This is a genomic window from Streptomyces sp. Root1304 (genome assembly GCF_001426405.1).
In the GTDB taxonomy this organism is placed as follows: Bacteria; Actinomycetota; Actinomycetes; order Streptomycetales; family Streptomycetaceae; genus Streptomyces.
The window spans coordinates 277,557-299,874 of record NZ_LMEP01000025.1 but is presented as its reverse complement, the minus strand read 5'-3'; the positions used below and the strand labels follow the sequence as shown (position 1 = coordinate 299,874).

The 22,318-nt window shown below is 73.2% G+C and carries 19 protein-coding genes; 9 read left to right on the top strand and 10 right to left on the bottom strand.

The window, feature by feature from the left end:
• Positions 1-301 precede the first annotated feature (301 nt).
• Positions 302-1,504: an amino acid deaminase/aldolase gene (locus ASD33_RS28000; RefSeq protein ID WP_056566464.1), complete on the top strand. Its 1,203-nt coding sequence runs from the start codon at positions 302-304 to the stop codon at positions 1,502-1,504.
• Between the two features lie 136 nt (positions 1,505-1,640).
• Here ASD33_RS28000 and ASD33_RS27995 read toward each other — a convergent pair whose 3' ends face one another.
• From ASD33_RS27995 to ASD33_RS27985, 3 genes are read right to left on the bottom strand one after another with little or no spacing between them, the layout of a single operon-like run.
• Positions 1,641-2,429, bottom strand: coding sequence for a 3-oxoacyl-ACP reductase (locus ASD33_RS27995; protein ID WP_056566462.1), 789 nt, complete (start codon positions 2,427-2,429; stop codon positions 1,641-1,643).
• Positions 2,430-2,435: 6 nt separating this feature from the next.
• Positions 2,436-3,791: an aldehyde dehydrogenase family protein gene (locus tag ASD33_RS27990; protein ID WP_199863600.1), complete on the bottom strand. Its 1,356-nt coding sequence runs from the start codon at positions 3,789-3,791 to the stop codon at positions 2,436-2,438.
• A 17-nt stretch (positions 3,792-3,808) separates the two neighbouring features.
• Positions 3,809-5,173, bottom strand: a complete 1,365-nt coding sequence (locus tag ASD33_RS27985; protein WP_056566455.1) for a glutamine synthetase family protein — start codon at positions 5,171-5,173, stop codon at positions 3,809-3,811.
• 90 nt (positions 5,174-5,263) lie between these two features.
• On the opposite strand from ASD33_RS27985, the gene ASD33_RS27980 reads away from it, so the two are divergent.
• The 3 genes from ASD33_RS27980 to ASD33_RS27970 all read left to right on the top strand — a co-directional run bounded on the left by ASD33_RS27980 (position 5,264) and on the right by ASD33_RS27970 (position 8,359).
• Entirely contained in the window at positions 5,264-5,992 is a 729-nt protein-coding gene (locus ASD33_RS27980; protein WP_056566453.1) for an FCD domain-containing protein, read from the top strand.
• A 185-nt stretch (positions 5,993-6,177) separates the two neighbouring features.
• Positions 6,178-7,611 (top strand): ethanolamine permease, encoded by a 1,434-nt coding sequence (eat, locus tag ASD33_RS27975; protein WP_056566451.1) that lies wholly within the window; start codon positions 6,178-6,180, stop codon positions 7,609-7,611.
• Between the two features lie 34 nt (positions 7,612-7,645).
• Entirely contained in the window at positions 7,646-8,359 is a 714-nt protein-coding gene (locus tag ASD33_RS27970) for a gamma-glutamyl-gamma-aminobutyrate hydrolase family protein (protein WP_056566448.1), read from the top strand.
• Positions 8,360-8,402: 43 nt separating this feature from the next.
• On the opposite strand, the gene ASD33_RS27965 is transcribed toward ASD33_RS27970, so the two are convergent.
• Entirely contained in the window at positions 8,403-9,857 is a 1,455-nt protein-coding gene (locus ASD33_RS27965) for a cytosine permease (protein WP_056566445.1), read from the bottom strand.
• Between the two features lie 69 nt (positions 9,858-9,926).
• Between ASD33_RS27965 and ASD33_RS27960 the strand changes: the two genes are divergently transcribed.
• Both ASD33_RS27960 and ASD33_RS27955 read left to right on the top strand, forming a co-directional pair.
• Positions 9,927-10,565: a TetR family transcriptional regulator C-terminal domain-containing protein gene (locus tag ASD33_RS27960; RefSeq protein WP_056566442.1), complete on the top strand. Its 639-nt coding sequence runs from the start codon at positions 9,927-9,929 to the stop codon at positions 10,563-10,565.
• A gap of 260 nt (positions 10,566-10,825) precedes the next feature.
• Complete coding sequence (locus ASD33_RS27955) at positions 10,826-12,454, top strand: amidohydrolase (protein WP_056566439.1); 1,629 nt, start codon at positions 10,826-10,828, stop codon at positions 12,452-12,454.
• 89 nt (positions 12,455-12,543) lie between these two features.
• Here ASD33_RS27955 and ASD33_RS27950 read toward each other — a convergent pair whose 3' ends face one another.
• A complete protein-coding gene (locus tag ASD33_RS27950) occupies positions 12,544-13,671 on the bottom strand; it encodes a LysR family transcriptional regulator (protein ID WP_242427176.1) in 1,128 nt (375 codons plus the stop codon).
• A 70-nt stretch (positions 13,672-13,741) separates the two neighbouring features.
• Between ASD33_RS27950 and ASD33_RS27945 the strand changes: the two genes are divergently transcribed.
• The gene (locus ASD33_RS27945; RefSeq protein WP_056566436.1) at positions 13,742-14,914 is read left to right on the top strand and encodes a TDT family transporter; all 1,173 of its coding nucleotides are present in this window, start codon (positions 13,742-13,744) and stop codon (positions 14,912-14,914) included.
• Here the strand turns inward: ASD33_RS27945 and ASD33_RS27940 are convergent.
• The 4 genes from ASD33_RS27940 to ASD33_RS27925 all read right to left on the bottom strand — a co-directional run bounded on the left by ASD33_RS27940 (position 14,841) and on the right by ASD33_RS27925 (position 19,173).
• On the bottom strand, positions 14,841-15,581 hold the full coding sequence (locus tag ASD33_RS27940; protein ID WP_056566432.1) for a helical backbone metal receptor: 741 nt from the start codon (positions 15,579-15,581) through the stop codon (positions 14,841-14,843). The genes ASD33_RS27945 and ASD33_RS27940 overlap by 74 nt on opposite strands.
• Entirely contained in the window at positions 15,578-16,129 is a 552-nt protein-coding gene (locus ASD33_RS27935) for an XRE family transcriptional regulator (protein WP_056566429.1), read from the bottom strand. The genes ASD33_RS27940 and ASD33_RS27935 overlap by 4 nt, the downstream gene beginning before the upstream one ends.
• Before the next feature lie 163 nt (positions 16,130-16,292).
• Positions 16,293-18,104, bottom strand: coding sequence for an ABC transporter permease/substrate binding protein (locus ASD33_RS27930; RefSeq protein ID WP_056566426.1), 1,812 nt, complete (start codon positions 18,102-18,104; stop codon positions 16,293-16,295).
• The gene (locus ASD33_RS27925) at positions 18,097-19,173 is read right to left on the bottom strand and encodes a glycine betaine/L-proline ABC transporter ATP-binding protein (RefSeq protein WP_056566424.1); all 1,077 of its coding nucleotides are present in this window, start codon (positions 19,171-19,173) and stop codon (positions 18,097-18,099) included. The genes ASD33_RS27930 and ASD33_RS27925 overlap by 8 nt, the downstream gene beginning before the upstream one ends.
• A 405-nt stretch (positions 19,174-19,578) precedes the next feature.
• On the opposite strand from ASD33_RS27925, the gene ASD33_RS27920 reads away from it, so the two are divergent.
• Together ASD33_RS27920 and ASD33_RS27915 are read left to right on the top strand one after the other, a co-directional pair.
• Positions 19,579-20,484, top strand: coding sequence for a 5'-3' exonuclease (locus tag ASD33_RS27920; protein WP_056566420.1), 906 nt, complete (start codon positions 19,579-19,581; stop codon positions 20,482-20,484).
• Between the two features lie 145 nt (positions 20,485-20,629).
• Positions 20,630-21,463, top strand: a complete 834-nt coding sequence (locus tag ASD33_RS27915; protein ID WP_199863599.1) for a siderophore-interacting protein — start codon at positions 20,630-20,632, stop codon at positions 21,461-21,463.
• A gap of 146 nt (positions 21,464-21,609) precedes the next feature.
• On the opposite strand, the gene ASD33_RS27910 is transcribed toward ASD33_RS27915, so the two are convergent.
• Complete coding sequence (locus tag ASD33_RS27910) at positions 21,610-22,242, bottom strand: MerR family transcriptional regulator (RefSeq protein WP_056566417.1); 633 nt, start codon at positions 22,240-22,242, stop codon at positions 21,610-21,612.
• Positions 22,243-22,318: the final 76 nt, after the last annotated feature.

Below are 22,318 nucleotides of genomic sequence, written 5' to 3'. Positions count from 1 at the left end.
CCTCGGAAGCCGACCCCGGCACCGTCGACCTCCCGGAAGCGGGCCCGGGTCTCGGCGTCGTCCCCGGTGCCGGTGCCGGTTCCGTCGGGCGGATCGCGCGGAGTCTCGTCGTCGTCTCCGCCTCCGTCGGTTCGGGGGCGGGCAGCAGGGCGTCCGTGATGCGGGAGGGCGTGGAGGGGTGCTCGCCGGTCATCCCCGTCCCCCGCTCGTGTCGACAATGCCCGTCACTCTACGGGCTGTTCCCCCCGGCTCGGGAACCCAGGGGCTACCCACTCGTAAACCTGTCTGGCAAGCTCGGGCCATGACTCCCCGTGCCGCCGACCGGGCCCGTTACGACCGGGCCACCGCTCACCTCGACGCGCCCGTGGCGATCGTCGACCTGGAGGCCTTCGACGCCAACGCGGCGGACCTCGTACGCCGGGCCGGCGGCAAGCCGGTCCGGGTGGCGAGCAAGTCCGTGCGGTGCCGGGCGCTCCTGGAGCGGGTGCTCGCGCGGGAGGGCTTCGCCGGCATCATGTCGTTCACGCTCGACGAGTCGCTGTGGCTTGCCCGGGCCGGTTTCGAGGACGTCCTGCTCGCGTATCCGTCGGCGGACCGCTCCGGTTTCGGGGAGCTGGCGCACGATCCGAAGCTGGCCGCCGCGGTGACCGTGATGGTCGACGACGTGGCGCAGCTGGACCTGATCGACGCCTCCCGCGCGGGCGGGACGGAGGAGGTCCGGGTCTGTCTGGAGCTGGACACCGCGCTGAGTCTGCTGGGCGGCCGGGTACGGATCGGTGCCCGGCGCTCCCCTCTGCGCGAGCCCGCGGAGCTGGCCGAGCTGGCCCGTTCGGTGGTGCGGCGTCCGGGGTTCCGGCTGGTCGGGATCATGGCGTACGAGGGGCATGTCGCGGGTGTCGGGGACTCCGTCGCCGGCCGGCCGCTGCGGTCGCGGGCGATCCGGCTGATGCAGGCGGCGGCCCGCCGGGAGCTGGCGGAGCGCAGGGCGGCCGTGGTGCGGGCGGTGCGGGCGGTGGCGCCGGAACTGGAGTTCGTGAACGGCGGCGGCACCGGAAGCGTGCAGCACACCGCCGCCGAGGACGCGGTGACGGAGATCGCGGCGGGTTCGGGGCTGTTCGTGCCGCGGCTCTTCGACAACTACACCTCCTTCTCCGGCCGGCCCGCCGCGCTCTTCGCGCAGCCCGTCGTCCGTCGTCCGGGCGTCGGGGTGGTGACCGTCCTGGGCGGTGGCTACCCGGCGTCCGGGGTGGCGGGGCCGGACCGGCTCCCCGTGCCGTATCTGCCGGAGGGTCTGCGGTACGACCCGCAGGAGGGTCCCGGCGAGGTGCAGACCCCGCTGCTCGGCTCGCCCGCCGACGACCTGCGGATCGGCGACAAGGTGTGGTTCCGGCACGCGAAGGCCGGCGAGCTGTGCGAGCGCTTCGAGAACCTGCGCCTGATCGAGGGCGACCGCGTGACGGCGACCGTGCCCACGTACCGCGGCGAGGGCATGACCTTCCTCTAGGGCCTGTCGTCACACTCCCGTCTGCCCCACGGGCGACGACGGGAGTGTGACGACAGGCCCTAGGGATCGGCCGGTACGCCGGACGGCCGGGCGTCCGAGGACGCCCGGCCGTCGGGTGGGGGGCCTGCGGGTGGACCTAGAGCGGTGTCACGTACGCGCCCGCGATGCCGCCGTCCACCAGGAAGTCGCTGGCGTTGACGAAGGACGAGTCGTCGCTCGCGAGGAAGGCGACGGCGGCGGCGATCTCCTCGGGCTCGGCGAAGCGGCCGACGGGGATGTGGACGAGGCGGCGCGCGGCCCGCTCGGGGTCCTTGGCGAACAGCTCCTGGAGGAGCGGGGTGTTGACCGGCCCGGGGCAGAGGGCGTTGACGCGGATGCCCTCGCGGGCGAACTGGACGCCCAGCTCGCGGGACATGGCGAGCACGCCGCCCTTGGAGGCGGTGTAGGAGATCTGGCTCGTGGCGGCGCCCATGACGGCGACGAACGAGGCGGTGTTGATGATGGAGCCCTTGCCCTGGCGGCGCATGTAGGGCAGGGCCGCCTTGCAGCAGAGGTAGACCGAGGTCAGGTTGACGTCCTGGACGCGCTTCCAGGCCTCCAGGCCGGTCTCCAGGATGGAGTCGTCCTCGGGGGGCGAGATGCCGGCGTTGTTGAAGGCGATGTCGACGGAGCCGTAGGTGTCGAAGGCGGTCCTGAACAGCGCCTCGACCTGCTCGGGGTCGGTGACGTCGACCTGGACGAAGGTGCCGCCGACTTCCTCGGCGGCGGCCTTGCCGGCCTTCTCGTCGATGTCGCCGCAGACGACGTTCGCGCCCTCGGAGGCGAGCCTGCGGGCGGTGGCGAGACCGATGCCGCTGCCGGCTCCGGTGATGACGGCGGTACGGCCGACAAGACGGCGGCAGATGTTCTCTTCGGTCGTGGTCATGGGTGCTCAGGCCTCCGTGCTGATGAAGACGTTCTTGGTTTCGGTGAAGGCGGTCAGGGCGTCGGGGCCGAGTTCGCGGCCGAGGCCGGACTGCCGGTAGCCGCCGAACGGGGTCCAGTAGCGGACGCTGGAGTGGGAGTTGACGGAGAGGTTGCCGGCCCGGACGGCGCGGGAGGCGCGCAGGGCGCGGCCGACGTCGCGGGTCCAGATGGAGCCGGACAGGCCGTACTCGGTGGCGTTGGCGAGGCGGATCGCGTCGGCCTCGTCGTCGAAGGGGAGGACGACGGCGACGGGGCCGAAGATCTCCTCGACGGCGCAGGGCGCGTCCTCGGGCACGTCGGTGAGGACGGTCGGCGGGAACCAGAAGCCGGGGCCCTCGGGGGCCTTGCCGCGGATGCCGGTGAGGTCCTCGGTCACGTAGGAGCGGACGCGGTCGAGCTGGGCGCGGGAGATGAGGGGGCCCATCTGGGTGCGCTCGTCGAGCGGGTCGCCGACGACGATCTCCTCGATCGCGGGCGTGAGGAGCTCCAGGAAGCGGTCGTACGCGCTCCGCTGCACGAGGATGCGGGTGCGGGCGCAGCAGTCCTGGCCGCTGTTGTCGAGGAAGGACATGGGCGCCGCGGCGGCGGCCGCCTCGATGTCCGCGTCGGCGAAGACGATGTTGGGGCTCTTGCCGCCGAGTTCCAGGGTGAGTCGCTTCACCTGGTCGGCACACTTGGCCATGATCGATTTGCCGACCCTGGTGGAGCCGGTGAAGACGATCTTCGCGATGCCGGGGTGCTCGACGAGGGCGTTGCCCGCGACCGGTCCCGTGCCCGGGAGGACCTGGAAGAGGCCTTCGGGAAGGCCGGCCTCCAGGGCGAGTTCGGCGAGCCGGAGCGCGGTGAGCGGGGTGGTCTCGGCGGGCTTGAGGAGGACGGCGTTGCCGGCGGCGAGGGCGGGTGCGGTGGCCCAGGCGGCGATCGGCATGGGGAAGTTCCAGGGGGCGATGACGCCGACGACCCCGAGCGGTTCGAGGATCGTGATGTCGAGGCCGCCGGCGACCGGGATCTGGCGGCCGTTGAGGCGCTCCACTCCCCCGGCGGCGAAGTCGAGCAGGTCGCGGACGTTGCCGGCCTCCCAGCGGGCGTTGCCGAGGGTGTGGCCGGCCTCGGTGACCTCCAGGCGGGCGAGTTCCTCGACGTGGTCGTCGACGACGGCGGCGAAGCGGCGGAGCAGCCGGGCCCGGTCGGCGGGCGCGGCGGCGGCCCAGCCGCGCTGGGCGGCGGCGGCCCGGGCGACGGCGGCGTCGACGTCGGCGGGGGTGGCGGCGGGGACGGTGGCGACGAGTTCCTCGGTCGCCGGGTTCAGTACCTGGAGCAACTCTCTTCTCTCTTCTGTCACAGGCGTTCGAAGGAGCGGCGCAGTTCCCAGTCGGTCACGGCGGCGTCGAAGGCGTCGAGTTCGACGCGGGCCATGTTGCGGTAGTGGGCGACGACCTCGTCACCGAAGGCGGCCTTGGCGATCTCGCTGGTCTCCCAGAGTTCGGCGGCCTCGCGCAGGGTGGTGGGGACGTGCGCGTACTCGGCGGTGTAGGCGTTCCCGGTGCAGGGCGGGGGGAGTTCGAGGCGCTGCTCGATGCCGTGCAGGCCGGCGGCGACCAGGCCGGCCACGGCGAGGTACGGGTTGACGTCGCCGCCGGGGAGGCGGTTCTCGAAGCGGGTGGAGCGGCCGTGGCCGACGACCCGGAGCGAGCAGGTGCGGTTGTCGTGGCCCCAGGCGACGGCGGTGGGCGCGAAGGAGCCGGGCTGGAACCGCTTGTAGGAGTTGATGTTGGGGGCGTAGAGGAGGGAGAAGTCGCGGAGGGCGGCGAGCTGTCCGGCGAGGAAGTGCCGCATGGTCGCGGACATCCCGTGCTCGTCGTCGCCGGCCATCACGTTCTCCCCGGCGGCGTTCTGGAGGGAGAGGTGGATGTGGCAGGAGTTGCCCTCGCGCTCGTTGTACTTCGCCATGAAGGTGAGCGAGTGGCCCTCCTGGGCGGCGATCTCCTTGGCGCCCGTCTTGTAGACGGCGTGCTGGTCGCAGGTGACGAGGGCCTCGTCGTACTTGAAGGCGATCTCGTGCTGGCCGGGGTTGCACTCGCCCTTGGCGGACTCGACGGTGAGTCCGGCGCCGGTCATCTCGTTGCGGATGCGGCGCAGGAGGGGTTCGATGCGTCCGGTACCGAGGACGGAGTAGTCGATGTTGTACTGGTTGGCGGGGGTGAGGCCGCGGTAGTTCGCGTCCCAGGCCTGCTCGTAGCTGTCCTTGAAGACGATGAACTCGAGTTCGGTGCCGACGTGGGCGGTGAGGCCGTGTTCCGCGAGGCGCTCCAGCTGGCGGCGGAGGATCTGCCGGGGCGCGGCGACGACGGGGGTGCCGTCGGCCCAGGCGAGGTCCGCGGTCACCATGGCGGTGGCCTCGTTCCAGGGGAGGCGGCGGAGGGTGGTGAGGTCGGCGTGCATGGCGAAGTCGCCGTAGCCGCGGTCCCAGGAGGACATGGCGTAGCCGTCGACGGTGTTCATCTCGGTGTCGACGGCCAGCAGGTAGTTGCAGCCCTCGGTGCCGTGGCCGAGTACCTCGTCCAGGAAGAACGGGGCGGCGAACCGCTTGCCCTGGAGCCGTCCCTGCATGTCGGGGAAGGCCAGGACGACGGTGTCGATCTCGCCGCTCGCGACGAGGGCGCGTAGCTCCTCGACGGCGAGCGTGGGTTTGCGGTCTGCCACGGGATTGCTCCTCCTTCGGCCTGCCGGAAGCCATAAGGTATTGCGGAAGACCTTTGCTTGGGAAGGTCCTCGGGAAGGGGAAACGAGAACGTGGCCAGTACGAGTGAATCGGCGGACCGGCTGACGCCCGTGCTGCGGCCGGTGCGGGCGGGCAACGGCTTCGAGGAGGCCCTGGAGCAGATCCTCCAGGTCGTACGGCTCGGACTGGTGCCCGGCGGGGAGCGACTGCCCGCCGAACGGGAGCTGGCCGACCGGATGGGGATCAGCCGGGTCACCCTGCGCGAGGCGCTGAAGGTCCTCCAGGAGCAGGGGCTCGTGGAGAGCCGGCGCGGCCGGTACGGCGGCACGTTCGTGCTGCCCCGCGTCCAGACGGCCGACGAGGCCGAGCTGCGCCGCCGGATCGCCTCGGTCGACATGGAGGACACCCTGCGCTTCCGTGAGGTCCTGGAGGTGGGCGCGGCGGGACTCTGCGCGGCCCACGGTCTCGACGGGGCGGGCGCCGAGCGGCTGCGGGCCGCCGTGGCGGCGACCCATGACGCCCCGCTGGCCGATTACCGCCGCCAGGACACCCTGCTCCACCTCACGCTCGCCGAGCTCTCCGGCTCGCCGACGCTGACCGCGCAGTACGCGGCCGTACGGGCGACCGTGAACGACCTGCTCGACTGCATCCCCCTCCTCGTACGCAATCTGGAGCACTCCCAGCACCAGCACACCGCCCTGGTCGACGCGGTGCTCGACGGGGACGCGGACGCGGCGCGCGAGGTGATGCGGGAGCACTGCTCGGGCACGGCGGCGCTGCTGCGGGGCTTCCTGACCTGAGGAACGCGCGCGGACCGGGATGCGGGCGCACGCGCGCGTGGAGCCGGGTTCCGGGCGTACGCGCGCGTGGAGCCGGATTCGGGCGCGTAACCCGAAAGTAACGCACGGGGGTTGCGCTCCCCCGTCGGCCACCGCAAAGGTATGGGACCAATCCATTGGGTCCACTGCGGGGAGCTGACGCTGCCATGACGCTGGAAGACACCACGCCGCCGAAGGACGACTACCTGGAGCGCCGGGCGCTGCGCCGCGGGAGCGCCGGATGGCTGCTGCTCACCGGGCTCGGCGTCGCCTACGTCGTCTCCGGGGACTTCTCCGGCTGGAACATCGGCCTGTCGAAGGGCGGCTTCGGCGGGCTCGCCGTCGCCACCGTCCTGATGGGCGCGATGTACGCCTGTCTGGTCTTCGCGCTCGCCGAACTCTCCGCCATCCTGCCCACCGCGGGCGGTGGATACGGCTTCGCCCGCCGGGCGCTCGGCACCTGGGGCGGGTTCCTCACCGGGACCGCGATCCTCATCGAGTACATCCTCGCCCCGGCCGCGATCTCGATCTTCATCGGCGACTACGTCGAGTCCCTGGGCCTCTTCGGGCTGGAGTCCGGCTGGCCCGTCTACCTGGTCTGCTTCGCGCTGTTCATCGGGATCCACCTCTGGGGCGTGGGAGAGGCCCTGCGCTTCAGTCTCGTCGTGACGGCCGTCGCGGTCGCGGCGCTCGTCGTCTTCGCGCTCGGCGCGCTCACCGACTTCCATGTGGACGGCCTGAACGACATCCCGGTCGACGGGGACGCCTTCGGGTCGAACTCCTGGCTGCCGTTCGGCCTGCTCGGCATCTGGGCGGCCTTCCCCTTCGGCATGTGGTTCTTCCTGGGCGTCGAGGGCGTGCCGCTCGCCGCCGAGGAGGCGAAGGACCCGGTCAGGTCGATGCCGAGGGCGCTCGCGATCTCCATGGGCGTCCTGGTGCTGCTCGCCGTGACGACCTTCTTCGCCGCGACCGGGGCGCGCGGCGCGGCCGCCGTCCAGGAGGCGGGCAACCCGCTCGTCGTGGCACTCCAGGGCGACGGGGAGCCGACCGCGCTCAGCCGCTTCGTGAACTACGCAGGCCTCGCCGGTCTGGTGGCCTCCTTCTTCTCCCTCATCTACGCGGGCTCGCGCCAGCTCTTCGCCCTCTCCCGGGCGGGCTACCTGCCGCGTTTCCTCTCCCTCACCAGCCGCCGGAAGTCGCCGTACCTGGGGCTCCTCATCCCGGGCGCGATCGGCTTCGCGCTGGCCGCCGGGACCGGCGACGGCGCCCGGATGCTCAACATCGCCGTGTTCGGCGCCACGATCTCGTACGCCCTGATGGCGCTCTCGCACATCGTGCTGCGGCGCCGCGAGCCGGGACTGCACCGGCCGTACCGCACCCCCGGCGGGGTCGTGACCTCCTCGGTGGCCTTCGTACTCGCCCTGTCGGCCCTGGTCGCGACGTTCCTGGTGGACCGGACGGCCGCGTTCATGGCGCTCGGGGTGTACGCCGTCGCGCTCGCCTACTTCGCGTTCTACAGTCGGCACCATCTGGTGGCCAGGGCGCCCGAGGAGGAGTTCGCGGCGCTCGCCGCGGCCGAGGCCGAACTCGCGCGCGACTGATCCCCCGACGCTCCGCACCCCTGGAGGAACTCCCGTGACCAAGCCGCTCATCGGCGTGACCACCTACCTGGACCAGGCCCGTTGGGGGGTGTGGGAGATGCGGGCCGCGCTGCTGCCCGCCCCGTATCCGCGGCTCGTGCAGGAGAGCGGGGGGATCGCGGTGATGCTGCCGCCGGACGGTCCGGAGGCCGCGGCGGCGACGGTGGCCCGGCTCGACGGGCTGGTCGTCGCGGGCGGGGCGGACGTCGAGCCCGTACGGTACGGGGCCGAGCCCGACCCCCGTACCGGCCCGCCTGCCAGGGAGCGGGACTCCTGGGAGCTGGCCCTGATCGAGGCGGCCCTCGCCTCGGGGACCCCGCTGCTCGGCATCTGCCGGGGGATGCAGCTCCTGAACGTGGCCCTGGGCGGGACGCTGGTCCAGCACCTGGAGGGGCACGTGGAGGCGGTCGGGGTGATCGGCCGGCACGCGGTGAAGCCGGTGCCGGGCACCCGGTACGCCTCCCTGGTCCCGGAACTCGCCGAGGTCCCGACCTATCACCACCAGGCGGTGGACCGGCTGGGCGCGGGACTCGCGCCCTCGGCGCACGCGGAGGACGGCACGGTGGAGGCGGTGGAACTGGCGGCCCCGGCCTGGGTCCTCGGCGTCCAGTGGCATCCCGAGATGGGCGAGGACCTGCGGGTGATGCGGGGCCTGGTCGAGGCGGCGGCGACCTCGTCGGTGACGTCGGGCGCGGTGGGGCGCGCCTGACGGCTGGTGCGTACGCGCGCGTGCGTACGCGGCTTCCGCCCGCTCAGACGGCCGCGCGGGCGGCGAGCACCGTGCGCTCGTCGCGCATCAGGAGGGCGTAGAGGACGGCGGAGACGCCCATGCCGACCGGGAGGGAGAGGTCGATGCCGCCGAGGGCGGCGGCGACCGGGCCGGTGTAGACGGTGTTGACGCAGAGCGCGGCGGAGGTGACGCCGACGACCAGGGCGGTCGCGCCGGCCAGGTTGACGCCGGCGGTGTACCAGAACGGGCCTCCGGGCGTCTCGTCCGAGAGCGCGACGCCGTCGTAACGGCAGCGCCGCAGCAGGACGTCGGTGGCGTAGATCGCCATCAGGGGGCCGATCAGGACGGTGATCACCTGCAGCGCGTTGCTCACGGTGTCCAGGAAGTTGGAGACCAGCAGCCCGTACAGGGTGAGGGCGATGGCGACGGCCCCGTCGAGGAGGACGCTGACGGAGCGTCGGACGCGCAGGCCGACGGCCTGGAGCGCGAGTCCGGCGCTGTACGCGGTCAGGGCGTTGATGGCGATCGTGCCGAGGACCAGCGCGAGCAGGAAGACCGGGACGAACCAGCCGGGCAGGATCTCCTGGAGCGCGGTCTGCGGGTCGGTCATGTCCACGGCGGTGGCCGCGAAGGCACCCAGCGAGCCGACGACGATGCTGGGCACGAAGGCGCCGAGCGCGGTCCAGCCGATGACCGCCTTCTTCGAGGCCGTGCGCGGCAGGTAGCGGGAGAAGTCCGCGCTCGTCGTGTACGAGAGCGGACCCGAGGCGATCATCGTGGTGCCCGCGAGCAGCAGGGCCCACAGGTCGACGCCGCTGACCCGCGCGGCGGGGGCGTACGAGAAGTCGGCGTGCCGCAGGACGGCGAACGCGACGACGGTGAACGCCCCGGCCAGGACCAGGGTGATCGGCAGGTAGAGCTTGATGATCAGGCCGTGCCCGTAGACGCTGATGACCAGTGTGAGGGCGGCGATGATCACGATGACCGCGACCTTCACCGGGGTGGTGGCGGTCATGCCCGCCCTCTCGACCAGCGCGAAGGCGGCGGTCGCCGCCGCGGCCAGGTTGAGGGCGAAGTAGCAGACGGAGACGAGCCAGCCGCCGACCGCGTTGTTCACGCGGTTGCCGATGACGCCGTAGACGGCCCGGGTGATCACCTCGCTGGGCGCGCCGGCCGCCGGCCCCGAGGTGGCGAGGAGCCCCGTGAGCAGCCAGAAGAGGTTGCCGACGACGGTCACCGCGAGGGCCTGCCAGAGGGTCAGGCCCATCAGGACGAGGGCGCCGCCGATGACGAGGCTGAGGTAGTTGACGTTCGCCGCGGCCCAGACCGAGAAGAGCTCACGGGGGTGTCCGTGGCGCTCGGAATCGGGGATGTGGTCGATGCCGTGGGCCTCGATGCGGCCGGGCCGGTCGGAGGCCGGCGGGTCGACCGCCGCTCCCTGGGAGCGTGGGAGCGGATCGGGGATCGTGGAAGCCATGCGGCCCTCCGGATGCGTGTGGTGCCCACCTGGTTGCTTATTGGTCGCACACTCAATAGCATCGCCGGTATGCCGTCAAGCGTCCAGCGCAAGAGAATTCGGAAAACCCCCGAAGCCCGGCGGGCCGAGATCGTGGAGACCGCCGCACGCGTCGCCCTCACCGAGGGGCTCGAGTGCGTCACCCTGCGGCGGATCGCCGACGAGCTCTCCGTCCGGCCCGGTCTGATCAGCCACTACTTCCCCTCGGCGGAGGATCTGGTGGGCGAGGCGTTCAGCGTCGCCGCCACCGGCGAGCTCGACTCCCTGCTCCCCGCCGACCGGCCGCACGGGACGCCCACGCAGTACCTCGCACGCTACTTCGCCCTCTCCGCCGGCGAGGCGTACGACGACATCAGCCGGCTCTGGATCAACGCCCGGCACCTCAGCCGGTACCGGCCCGTCCTGCGCGACCGGGTGGCCGAGCAGGAGCTCGCCTCCGACGACCGCCTGGAGCAGCTGATCCGCGAGGGCGTCGAGCGCGGCGAGTTCCGCACGGACGACCCGCGCGCCACGGCCATCCAGATCCTGGTGGTCCTCGACGGCCTCGGCGCCCACGCCAACACCGACCGGAGCAACCGCCCCGAGGCGGTGACACGGCTGCCGCTCACCACCGCGGAACGCGAACTCGGGCTGGCGCACGGGGCGCTGACGGGCGTGGCGCCGGCGTGAGCGGCGTGAGCGGCGTGAGCGGCGTGAGCGGCGTGAGCGGCGTGAGCGGCGTGAGCGGCGTGAGCGGCGTGAGCGGCGTGACAGCACCACCGGTCCAACGGGCCCAACCGCCCCGACCGGCCTGACACCGCCGCCGCCGGCCGGCGCCTCCCGCTCGGCATGACACCGACGGCCGAGCCCGCCCCTCCCCCGGTCCCCTGACCCTTCCCTCTTCGTCGAGGCCCGACGGCCTCTCTCCCCGTCCTCCCCCTGGAGCCACCGTGCGCACCCGACTCGTCCTGCTCTCCGCCCGTCTGCTCGACCCCGGCACGGGGACGTTCCTGCCGGAGACGGCCCTCGCCGTCTCCGACGACGGCCGGATCGCCGCCCTGGGTGACGACCGTGAGATCCGCGCGCTCGCCGGGCCCGCCACCACGGTCGTCGACCTCAAGGGCGCCGTGGTCACCCCCGGTCTGGTCGACGGACACCTCCACCCGGTGTCCGGCGCCGAACTGACCCACGGGCTCGACCTGTCGTACTGCGCCGACCTCGACGACGTACGGGAGGCCCTCGACCGGGAGGTGCGGACCCTCGGCCGGGGCGACTGGCTCTTCGCCTGGGGTCTGGACCCGAACGTCTTCGGCGGCCGGCCCGTCGGCATCGCCCCCTTCGACACCGTCCTCGACGGCGTCCCGGCCTTCCTGCTGCTCTTCGACGCCCACTCGGCGCTCGCCAGCCGCCGGGCGCTCGAACTCGCCGGGGTCGACGGCCCCCGCACCTTCGACCAGGCCTCCGCCGAGGTCGTCTGCGACGCCGACGGGCGCCCGACGGGACTCCTCCAGGAGGACGCCGCCTGCGAGCTGGTCGAGCGGGTCGCCCCCCGCCCCACCGCCGAGGAGAGCCGGGAGCGCCTGGCGGCGGCGCTGCGGTCCATGGCCGCGTCCGGTCTCACCGGCGGTCACGCCATGGACGCCAACGGCGAGAGCCTCGCGCTGTACGGCGAGCTCGACGCGGCCGGCGAGCTGGCGCTGCGGCTCCGGGTGGCGCCCTGGTGCCAGCCCGGCACGGACGCGGAGGGCGTACGGGACCTGATCGCGCAGCAGGGCACGGGCGGGGCGCTGTGGCGGGTCGCGGGCGTCAAGCTCTTCATGGACGGGACCATCGACAACGGCACCGCGTGGCTGGAGCGCCCCGACTGCCACGGCGAGTCCACGCACGCGTTCTGGCCGGACCCGGCGGCGTACACCCACATCATCGGGGAGCTGCACCGGGCGGGGGTCGCGACCGCGACGCACGCCATCGGGGACGCGGCCGTCCGGCACGTGCTCGACTCCGTCGAGAAGGCCGGGGCCACCGGCGGCAGCGAGGTCCGGCACCGGGTCGAGCACATCGAGACCGTGCCGGGCGACACCCTGCGCCGCTTCGCCGAGCTGGGCGTCCTCGCGTCCATGCAGCCCACCCACTGCTGCGACTTCACCCGCGCCGACCACAGCGACAACTGGTCGCGCCGGCTCGGCGAGGAGCGCGCCGGGCGGGCGTGGCGCTGCCGCGACCTGGCGGACTCGGGGGCGACCGTGGTCCTCGGTTCGGACTGGCCGATCGCGCCGTTCCCGCCGCTCGGCGTGATGGCCGGGGCCCGGCACCGGCGCCCGAGCCGGGACCTCGGCCGGGCGCCGCACGGCCCCGAGCAGGCGCTGACGGCGCTGGAGGCGCTGCGGGGCATGACGACGGCACCGGCGTACGCGGCGGGCGAGGAGCACGAGGCGGGGCGGATCGCCCCGGGGTTCCGCGCGGACCTCGCGGTCTTCGCGGGCGACCCGCTCACCACGGCGGCGACGGACCTGCCGGACCTCCCGGTCCTGCTCACGGTCCTGGACGGCCGGATCACCCACCGGGCGACGGGCGTCTGAACCTCCGGAGCGGCGGCCCCCCGCCGCTCCGTGACGCCCGACCGCCGCTCCGGTGTCGGTGCGGGCCCGCCGAGCGGCCCCTCAGCCCCTCACCCAGCCGGCCGTGCGCGGGTCAGGGAGAGGAGGTCGCGGGCCGGGCCCGTGGGACGGTGGCCGGTCGGCCAGACGGCCCGCAGGTCGCGGCGGAGCAGTACCCCTTCCACCGGGATGGCGACCAGCCGCCGCGAGGCCAGTTCCTCGGCGATGGCCAGTTCGCTGAGGACCGCCGGTCCGGCCCCGCTGACGGCGGCGGCCTTCACCGCCGTGGTGGAGGCGAGTTCGAGGAGCGGCTGCGCGAGACCGCCGTGGGCGGACAGCGCCGCGTCCAGGACCTGCCGGGTGCCCGAGCCGCGTTCCCGCAGGACCAGCGGGGTCGCGGCCAGCTCCGCCGGGTCCACCGGGCCCCGGCGACGGGCCCAGGGGTGCGAGGGGGCGGCGACGACCGCGAGCCGGTCGTGGGCGACGACCACGCCGTCGAGGCCCTCGGGCACGGCGAGGCCCTCCACGAAGCCGATGTCCGCCTCGTTCCCGAGGAGCCGTTCCGCGACCACCGCGGAGTTGCCCGCCTGGAGCGACACGGCCGTGTCGGGGCGCTCGGCGCGCAGCGCGATCAGCCACCCCGGCAACAGGTACTCGGCGATCGTCATGGACGCGGCCACCCGCAGCCGGGAGTCCCGCCGCCCGCGCAGGGCCTGGGCGCCCGCGTCGAAGGCCTCCGCGGCCTCGACGATCCGGCGCGCCCAGTCCGTGACGAGCGCGCCCGCGTCGGTCAGCCGTGAACCCCGGGGCGAACGGTCGACGAGGGCCACACCGAGCTGTCGTTCCATCGAGCGGATGCGGCTGCTGGCGGCGGGCTGGGTGATGCCGACCTCGCGGGCGGCGGCGCCGAGGCTGCCGTGCCGGGCCACGGCGAGGAGCAGTTCGAGGGCGCCGAGGTCGGGAACCCGGTGGTGGAGCTGCGCCCTGACCTCGCCGCCGTACGCCTCACCGGCCCGCGAGCCCCGGACGACCTGGGCGCCGGACCCGCCGCGACGCGGCTCGGCGGCCCCCTGGGCACCCTCGGCCGGTGCACCGCCGCCGAAGGCCCCAACGGTCGGCGCCCCGCCGCCGGGGGCCCCGCCGCCGTCCGCCGCGTCTCCGTGCTTCCCGTTGCCCCGCGTCTCCCAGCTCCTGCTCATAAAGCCAGCTTATGGCGTCATAGCCGCAAGATCCCTGGTGGGGGCCGTGGAAGAGGACGACGGTGGAGTCATGGCAAGCCCCGCACTTCCCCGTCCCGCCCTCCCCGCCCGAGCCCACCGGCCCCGGCCGGTCGCCTCACCCACCCGTTCCGTCCGTCACCTCGGGCCGAACTGGTACGCCTCCGTGATGGGCACGGCCATCGTGGCCAACGCCGGCGCCGGCCTCCCCTCCGCCGGTCCCGCTCTCCGTACCGCCTGCGCCGCCGTCTGGACGCTCTCCCTCGCGATGCTGCTCGCCCTGCTCGCCGCCCGTGCCACGCACTGGATCCGCCACCGCGACCAGGCCCGCGCCCACCTCCTCGACCCCGGGATGGCGCCGTTCTACGGCTGTCTGTCGATGGCGCTGCTCGCCGTCGGCGGCGGCGCGATGATCGTCGGCCGCGACTGGATCGGGCTGCCCGCGGCCGTGGCGCTCGACACCGTCCTGTTCACCGTCGGCACGGTGGTCGGCCTCGCCGCCGCGGTGGTCGTCCCGTACCTGATGGTGGTGCACCACCGGATCGAGGGCGCCTCCCCGGTGTGGCTGCTGCCGGTCGTCGCGCCCATGGTCTCCGCCGCCCTCGGCCCCCTGCTCGTGCCCCATCTGCCGGCCGGGCAGGCCCAGCAGACCCTGCTCATCGCCTGCTGGGCGATGTTCGGCGTCAGCCTGCTCGCGACCCTGGTCATGCTGCCCCTGGTGTTCGGACGGCTGGTGACCGCCGGTCCGCTGCCGCTCGCGCTCACCCCCACGCTCTTCCTGGTCCTCGGCCCGCTCGGCCAGTCGACGACCGCCGCGAACAAGTTCGCCGACGTGGCCCCGGGCGTGCTGCCCGCCCCGTACGCGCACGGCTTCGCCTCCTTCGCCGTCCTCTACGGCGTGCCCGTCATGGGCTTCGCGCTGCTGTGGCTGGCGCTCGCCGGGGCGATGGTGCTGCGGGCCCGCCGCCAGGGCATGGGCTTCGCGATGACCTTCTGGGCGTTCACCTTCCCCATCGGCACCTGTGTGACCGGCGCCGAGGGGCTCGCCCAGCACACCGGACTCGCCGTCTTCAGCTGGCTCGCGGTCTTCCTGTACGCCCTGCTCCTCACGGCCTGGCTGGTGGCCGGGGTCCACACGGTGCGCGGTCTCGTCAGCGGTGCGCTGCTCGCAGGGCCCGCGCCAGCGCCCGCGGAGCCTCGGCGAGCGACGGCCCGTACCACGTGAGCAGTCGCCCGTCGACGAGCGCGGCGGCGGTCCCGGGGAACGCCTCGGGGCCGTCCTCGCGCGTGAAGCGGTAGGGCTCGTCCGGCAGGACGACGAGGTCGGGCGCGGCGGCGCGCAGCTCGTCGAGCGGGAGGCTCGGATAGCGCTCGGGGTGATCGGCGTAGAGGTTCCGGACACCAAGCCGGGCCAGCAGGTCACCGGCGAAGGTGTCGCGGCCCAGCACCATCCAGGGGCGGCGCCAGATCGGCACGACGGCGGTGTACGGCCCCTCCGGGACGACCGCCGACCACGCCTCCTCGGCCTCGTCGAGCCAGCGCGGCCCGGCGGGCGCGCCGCACGCCACGAGGACCCGCCGCAGTTCCCTCAGCCCCTGGTCGAGGGTACGGATCCCGGTGACGAGGACCTCGGTCCCGGCGGCCCGCAGCGCGGCGAGGTCCGGGGCGCGGTTCTCCTCCTCGTTGGCGAGGACGAGGTCGGGACGGAGGGCGAGGACCGCGGGGACGTCGGGGTTCTTGGTGCCGCCGATCCGGACGACGTCGAGGCCTGCGGGCCGGACGCACCAGTCGGTGGCGCCGACGAGGACGCCGGGCGCGGTGACGGCGACGGCCTCCGTCAGCGAGGGCACGAGGGAGACGACACGGAGCGGGACGCCCCGCCCGGCCCTCATTCCTCCTCGGCCTCGACGTGCTCGGCGACGGCGACGACGAGCAGCCGGGTCCCCGGTTCGGTGGCGCGCCAGCGGTGGCGCACCCCGCCGGAGAGATAGAGGGTGTCGCCGCGGTCCAGCCGGTAGGCGCGGCCCTCGGCCTCGACCTCGGCGGCGCCGTCGGCCACGTAGAGCAGTTCGTCGTTCCGGTGCTGGAACTCGCGCCCGGCGTCCTGTTCGCCGGTGAACTCCAGGGCGTGCAGCTGGTGGCGGCCGCGGACGACCGCCCGTACGCCCGCGGGCAGCCCCGGGGAGCGCTCGGCGGCCCGTACGACGTCGACGGTGCGGGCGGCCTCGGCGGCGGCGAGGAGTTCGCCGGAGGTGGTCTCCAGCGCCTCGGCGACGAGTTCGAGGGAGCGGCTGCTGGGCCGGGCCCGGTCGTTCTCGACCTGACTGAGGAACGGCACCGAGAGTCCGCTGCGCGAGGAGACGACGGCCAGCGTGAGCTGGAGCGCTCTGCGCCGCCTCTTGACGGCCGCGCCCACGCGGGGTGATTCCTTCTCGTCCATGTCGGCTCCCTCCCTCGTGCCTCGTGCGTACCCGTACCGGGCGGTTACCTGAACCTTACGCAGCTTTGGGGCGGGGTTTCGCGTCGTGACGAAAAGGGGTGGTCGCCGAACACGTTCGGCGACCACCCCTTTTCGGACAGGAGTCGGCTGTCCTCCCCCGGTGCTACTGCGGCGCGAGCTTCTCCGCGAGGCCCGGGTTGGCGTCCAGCCAGGTGCGGACGGCCTCCTGCTCCTTGCCCTTGCCGGTCTTCTGGATGACGGCTTCGAGGTCCGTGAGCTGCTTCTCGGTCAGCTCGAAGTTCTTCAGCCAGGCGCCGACCTCGGGGTTCTCGGCGGCGAACCCCTTACGGGCGAGGGTGTGGACGCCGTCGCCCTTGCCCCAGGAACCCTTGGGGTCGGCGAGCTTCTTGAGGTCGTGGGCGGAGTAGGCCCAGTGCGGGGACCACAGGGTGACGACGACCGGTTCCTTGCGCTCGTAGGCGCGCTTCAGCTCGGCGAGCATGCCGGGCGTGGAACCGTCGACGACCTCGTACTCGCCCTCCAGGCCGTACTCCTTGAGGACCTTGTCCTTCAGGATGCCCATCATTCCGGCGCTCGGCTCGATGCCGATGATCCGGCCCTTGAACTGGCCCGACTTGCCCTTGAGGTCGGCGAGGGAGTCGACGCCCTTCACGTACGAGGGGACGGAGAGCTCCAGGGAGGTGGGGCCGTACCAGGAGCCGAGGTCCTCCAGCTTGTTCTGGTACTTCTTCCAGTACTGCTCGTGCGTGACGGGCAGCCAGGCGTCGGTCTGGAAGTCGAGCTGACCGCCGGCCAGGCCCGTGTAGAGCGCGCCGGCCTCCAGCTGCTTGGTGTCGACCTCGTAGCCCCGGCGTTCCAGGAGTTCCTTCCAGAGGTACGTGGACGCGATGCCCTCGTCCCAGGGGATGTAGCCGATGCTGATCTTCTTGCCGTGGCCGCTGTTCTTGCCGGCGGCGGCGGTGGACGTCGCGCCGCCGGAGCCGAGGAAGCCCATGCCGCCGGCCACCAGGGCGAGCACGACGACGCCGACGAGGGCGGCGACGGGCTGCGGGCGGTGGGCCCAGATCTTCGCCCCGGGACGCTTCGCGCCGAGCGCGGCGCGCGCCTTGGCGGCGGCGCGGCGGCCCAGCGGGGAGACCTGGCGGCCGAGGGCGCCGGTCATCCGGTCCAGGTACATGGCGAGGACGACGATGGAGACGCCGGCCTCGAAGCCGAGGCCGATGTCGACGTTGCCGATGGCGCGGTAGACGGCGCCGCCGAGGCCTCCGCCGCCGACCATGCCGGCGATGACGACCATCGAGAGGCCCAGCATGATGACCTGGTTGATGCCGGCCATGATCGTCGGCAGGGCGAGCGGCAGCTGCACGCGGAACAGCGTGTTGCGCGGGGTGGTGCCGAAGGCCTCGGCGGCCTCGACGAGTTCGCCGTCGACCTGCCGGATGCCCAGCTCGGTCATCCGCACGCCCGGGGGCAGCGCGAAGACGATGGTGGCGATGATGCCGGGGACCACGCCGACGCCGAAGAAGATGATGCCGGGGATCAGGTAGACCATCGCCGGCATGGTCTGCATGAAGTCGAGGACCGGCCGCAGCACGGCGCTGACGGTCTTCGAGCGGGCCGCCCAGATGCCGAGCGGTACGGCGATCACCAGGGTCACCAGGGTGGCGACGAGCACGAGCGACAGCGTCGCCATGGCCTCGTCCCACAGCTGGACCGAGTCGACGAGCGCGAACCCGGCGAAGGCGAGGACGCCCGCGGCGAGGCCGCGCAGCCACCAGGCGACGACGGCGAGGATGCCGGCGAAGAGCAGCGGCTGCGGCGCGGACAGGACGGCGTCGATGCCGTCGTAGAGACCGGTGACACCGGTGCTGACGGCGTCGAACAGCCAGGAGAACTGGGCCTGGAGCCAGTCGACGGAACTGTCGACCCAGTCACCGAGAGGGAGCCTAGGCACCGGCGGTCACCTCCTTGGTCAGGGACTTCGCGGCAGGCGTGGCGCCGATACCGCCCATGACGGCGAGGAGACGTTCGGTCGGTACGACTCCGAGGACGGTGCCCTCCGCGTCCTCGACGGTCACCGGGTGCGGGGCCAGGGCGGCCACGGCGCACAGGTCGGCGACGAGGGTGTCCGGCCCGACGGCGCGGCAGGCGCAGCCGTCGGGGCAGTCGGCCGGGGTGACGTCCTCGGCCATGACGGCGGAGGCGGTGAGCACCCGGGAACGGTCGACGTCCTGGATGAAGGAGGCCACGTAGTCGTCGGCGGGGCGGACGAGGATGTCCTCGGCGGTGCCGAGCTGCACGATCCGTCCGTCGCGCATGACGGCGATCCGGTCGCCGAGGCGCATGGCCTCGTTGAGGTCGTGGGTGATGAAGACGATGGTCTTCTTCAGCCGCTGCTGGAGCACGAGGAGCTGGTCCTGCATGTCGCGGCGGATGAGCGGGTCGAGCGCGCTGAAGGACTCGTCCATGAGGAGCAGGTCGGCGTCGGTGGCGAGGGCGCGGGCCAGCCCGACCCGCTGCTGCATGCCGCCGGACAGCTCGTCGGGCCAGGACTTCTCCCAGCCGGCGAGGCCGCACAGCTCCAGGGCCTCGGCGGCCCGGGTCTCGCGCTCGGCGCGCGGGACGCCCTGCACCTCCAGGCCGTAGCCGGCGTTCTCGAGAACGTTTCGGTGCGGGAAGAGCGCGAAGTGCTGGAAGACCATGCTGATCTTGGTGGAACGGACCGTGCGCAGGTCGCGGGGGGACAGCGCGGTGAGGTCACGTCCGTCGAAGAGCACCCGGCCCGCGGTGGGTTCGAGCAGGCCGTTGAGCATGCGCAGAAGGGTGGACTTGCCGGACCCGGAGAGCCCCATCACGACGAAGATCTGACCGGGCTCGACGGTGAAGCCGGCGTCCACGACGGCTGCTGTCGTCCCCTCGGCGCGCAGCTCCTCGCGGTCGGCACCGTCGACGAGCCTGCGGACGGCTTCGTCGGGTCGTCTGCCGAACACCTTGAACAGATGGTCGGCCTGGAGCCTGGACACATAAACCTCACGGGTAGCAACGAGAATGGCCCCACCACCCCCGCGTGGCTGGGCCGTGGAGCGGGCGGGATCGGCCCGCGGGCCCGTCGCGTACGGGGATTCCTTGGTTGAAATCCGTACCGGGTTCCGCTCCGGGCTCACGCCTGCCCGCCTTCACAGGGTGCAAACGCAAAGGTGACGGGGGTCACGTGGGGGTGTCGGGGGCGGATGTCGGGGGCGGGGTGGGACGGCCGGGGCGGCGGGCGGCGGGAGTGCCGGGGACGGGGGGCGGCGGGGGCCTGCCGTACGGAGGGGGCCTGCCGTACGGAGGGGGCCGTCGTACGGAGGGGCTGTCGTACGGAGGGGCTGTCGTACGGAGGGGCTGTCGGTGGGGTGCGGCATGATCGGGGTGTGACGCGACGCCTGATGCTCCTCGACACCGCCAGCCTCTACTTCCGCGCCTACTTCGGCGTGCCGGACTCCGTCAGGGCCCCCGACGGCACCCCGGTGAACGCCGTGCGCGGACTGCTCGACTTCATCACCCGGCTCGTCCAGGACCACCGCCCCGACGACCTGGTGGCCTGCTGGGACGACGACTGGCGGCCGCAGTGGCGGGTGGACCTGATCCCCTCGTACAAGGCGCACCGGGTCGCCGTCGAGACGGAGACGGGCCCGGACGAGGAGGAGATCCCGGACACCCTGTCCCCGCAGGTGCCGGTGATCGAGGAGGTCCTCGCGGCGCTCGGCATCGCACGGATCGGCGCGGCGGGGTACGAGGCGGACGACGTGATCGGCACGCTGACGGGCCGCGCCGAGGGTCCCGTCGACATCGTCACCGGCGACCGGGACCTCTTCCAGCTGGTGGACGACGCGCGGGGCGTGCGCGTGCTGTACCCGCGCAAGGGCGTCGGCGACTGCGACCTGGTGGACGCGGAGCTGATCCGTACGAAGTACGGGGTGCGCCCCGACCAGTACGCGGACTTCGCGGCCCTGCGCGGGGACGCCAGCGACGGCCTGCCCGGCGTGAAGGGCATCGGCGAGAAGACGGCGGCGCAGCTGATCACGGAGTACGGGGACCTGGCGGGTGTGCGGGCCGCCGCCGAGGACCGTACGTCGAAGCTGACGCCGGCCAAGCGGCGCGGGATCGTGGAGGCGGCCGCGTACCTGGACGTCGCACCGACCGTGGTCCGGGTCGCCGGGGACGCACCTCTGCCGGAGTTCGACCCGGCGCTGCCGACGGCTCCGCGCGACCCGGCGGCGCTGGAGGCGCTGGTGAAGCGCTGGGGTCTCGGCGGGGCGGTGGGCCGGCTGCTACCGGTGCTCGACCGCTGACGGGAACGACGGCGGGGCAGCGGGGCGCGGGGGCGGGCCGAGAGGGGCCGGTGACCGGAGGGATCACACGGGTTCCCCCTGGGCGGTACAGGCCGAAGATGCTAGCTTAGGCATACCTAACTACATCGATCCAGGAGAGCCCCTCGTGGCAGAGCAGCCCCGCAAGGCACCGAAGGCCACCGAAGCACGTGTGGTGCGCACCGAGCGGATCACCCCGCACATGGTGCGGGTGGTGCTGGGCGGCCCCGGACTCGACGGCTTCGAGGTCGGCGCGTACACCGACCACTACGTGAAGCTGCTGTTCGCCCCCGAGGGCGTCGCCTACCCGGAGCCGTTCGACATGGAACGGATCCGGGCGGAGTTCCCCCGGGAGCAGTGGCCGACGACGCGGACGTACACGGTACGGGCCTGGGACCCGGTCCACCGGGAGCTGACCATCGACTTCGTCGTCCACGGCGACGAGGGCCTCGCGGGGCCGTGGGCCGCGCGGGCCACGGAGGGCGAGACGGTGCGCTTCCTCGGCCCCGGCGGCGGCTACGCGCCGGACCCGGCGGCGGACTGGCACCTTCTCGCGGGCGACGAGAGCGCCCTTCCGGCCATCGCGGTCGCCCTGGAGGCGCTGCCCGCCGGGGCGCGGGTGCACGCGTTCCTGGAGATCGCGGACGCCACCGAGGAGCAGAAGTTCGCGACGGCGGACGGCATCCGCGTCACCTGGCTGCACCGGGGCGACCGGCCCGGGGGCGAGGCCCTCGTCGAGGCCGTGCGGAACCTGGACTTCCCGGTCGGCGACGTCCACGCGTTCGTCCACGGCGAGGCGGGCTCCGTGAAGGAACTCCGCCGCCACCTGCGCCTGGACCGCGAGATCCCGCGCGAGCGCCTCTCGATCTCGGGCTACTGGCGCGTCGGCAAGTCGGACGAGGCCTGGCGCGCGATCAAGCGCGAGTGGAACGACCAGGTGGAACGCGAACAGGAGAGCTGAGCGCCGAGGGAGAGGGCGACGTCCGCCCAGGCGACGTAACGCGAGGGCGGGCCACAACCGGGTAGCCGGGGGCCTCCCTCCCCCTCCCCCCCACCACCCCTCCCTCCCCGACCCCATCCCTCCGCCCCGCCCTCCCCTCCCCCGCCCTACGTCGCCTGCCCGAACGCCCGGTCCGAGGCGTCCGTCTGGGCCATGCGGCGCAGGGCCGAGAAGATCGCGTCGCCGATGACCGTGCCGACGACGACGCTCTCCACCAGTTCCTCGCGCGCCACGTGGTGCGCCACATAGTCCAGGTCCGCGCGCGCCACCCGCTCCGCGGCGCCCGCGTAGGCGTCCAGCACCTCGTCGAACCCGCCGTGACCGACCTCCTCCAGCGCGGCGAGGGCCGTCGCCAGCGCTTCCGAGGCAGGGCCGGCGGGGTGCACACGCCAGCCGCGTGCGCCGATCAGGTCCGCGACCTTCTTCCGCGCCTCCTCCATGCCGGCTCCCGGCTCCCGCTCGTAGCGCGGCACCATCCGGCTGGCCGCCTCACCGAGCAGCTTGTGCACCGATCTCTCGGGGTCGTCGACCGCGACGATCACCTCACGAATGCCCGCGACCGACAGGCCGCCCACATCGAGGAGCGCCCGGATCAGACGGAGGCGCTGAGCGTGCGCCTCCCCGTACGAGGCCTGGTTCGGACTCGTCAGCTCTCCGGGCGGCAGCAGGCCTTCCCGTACGTAGAACTTGATCGTCGGCACCGACACCCCGGTCCTGCGACTCAACTCTCCGATGCGCACCGTGCGTTCACCTTCCTGGTCGTGCTCCGGCCTTGCCGACCGACACCCCCATCATAGATAGTGGCGCTATCAGATA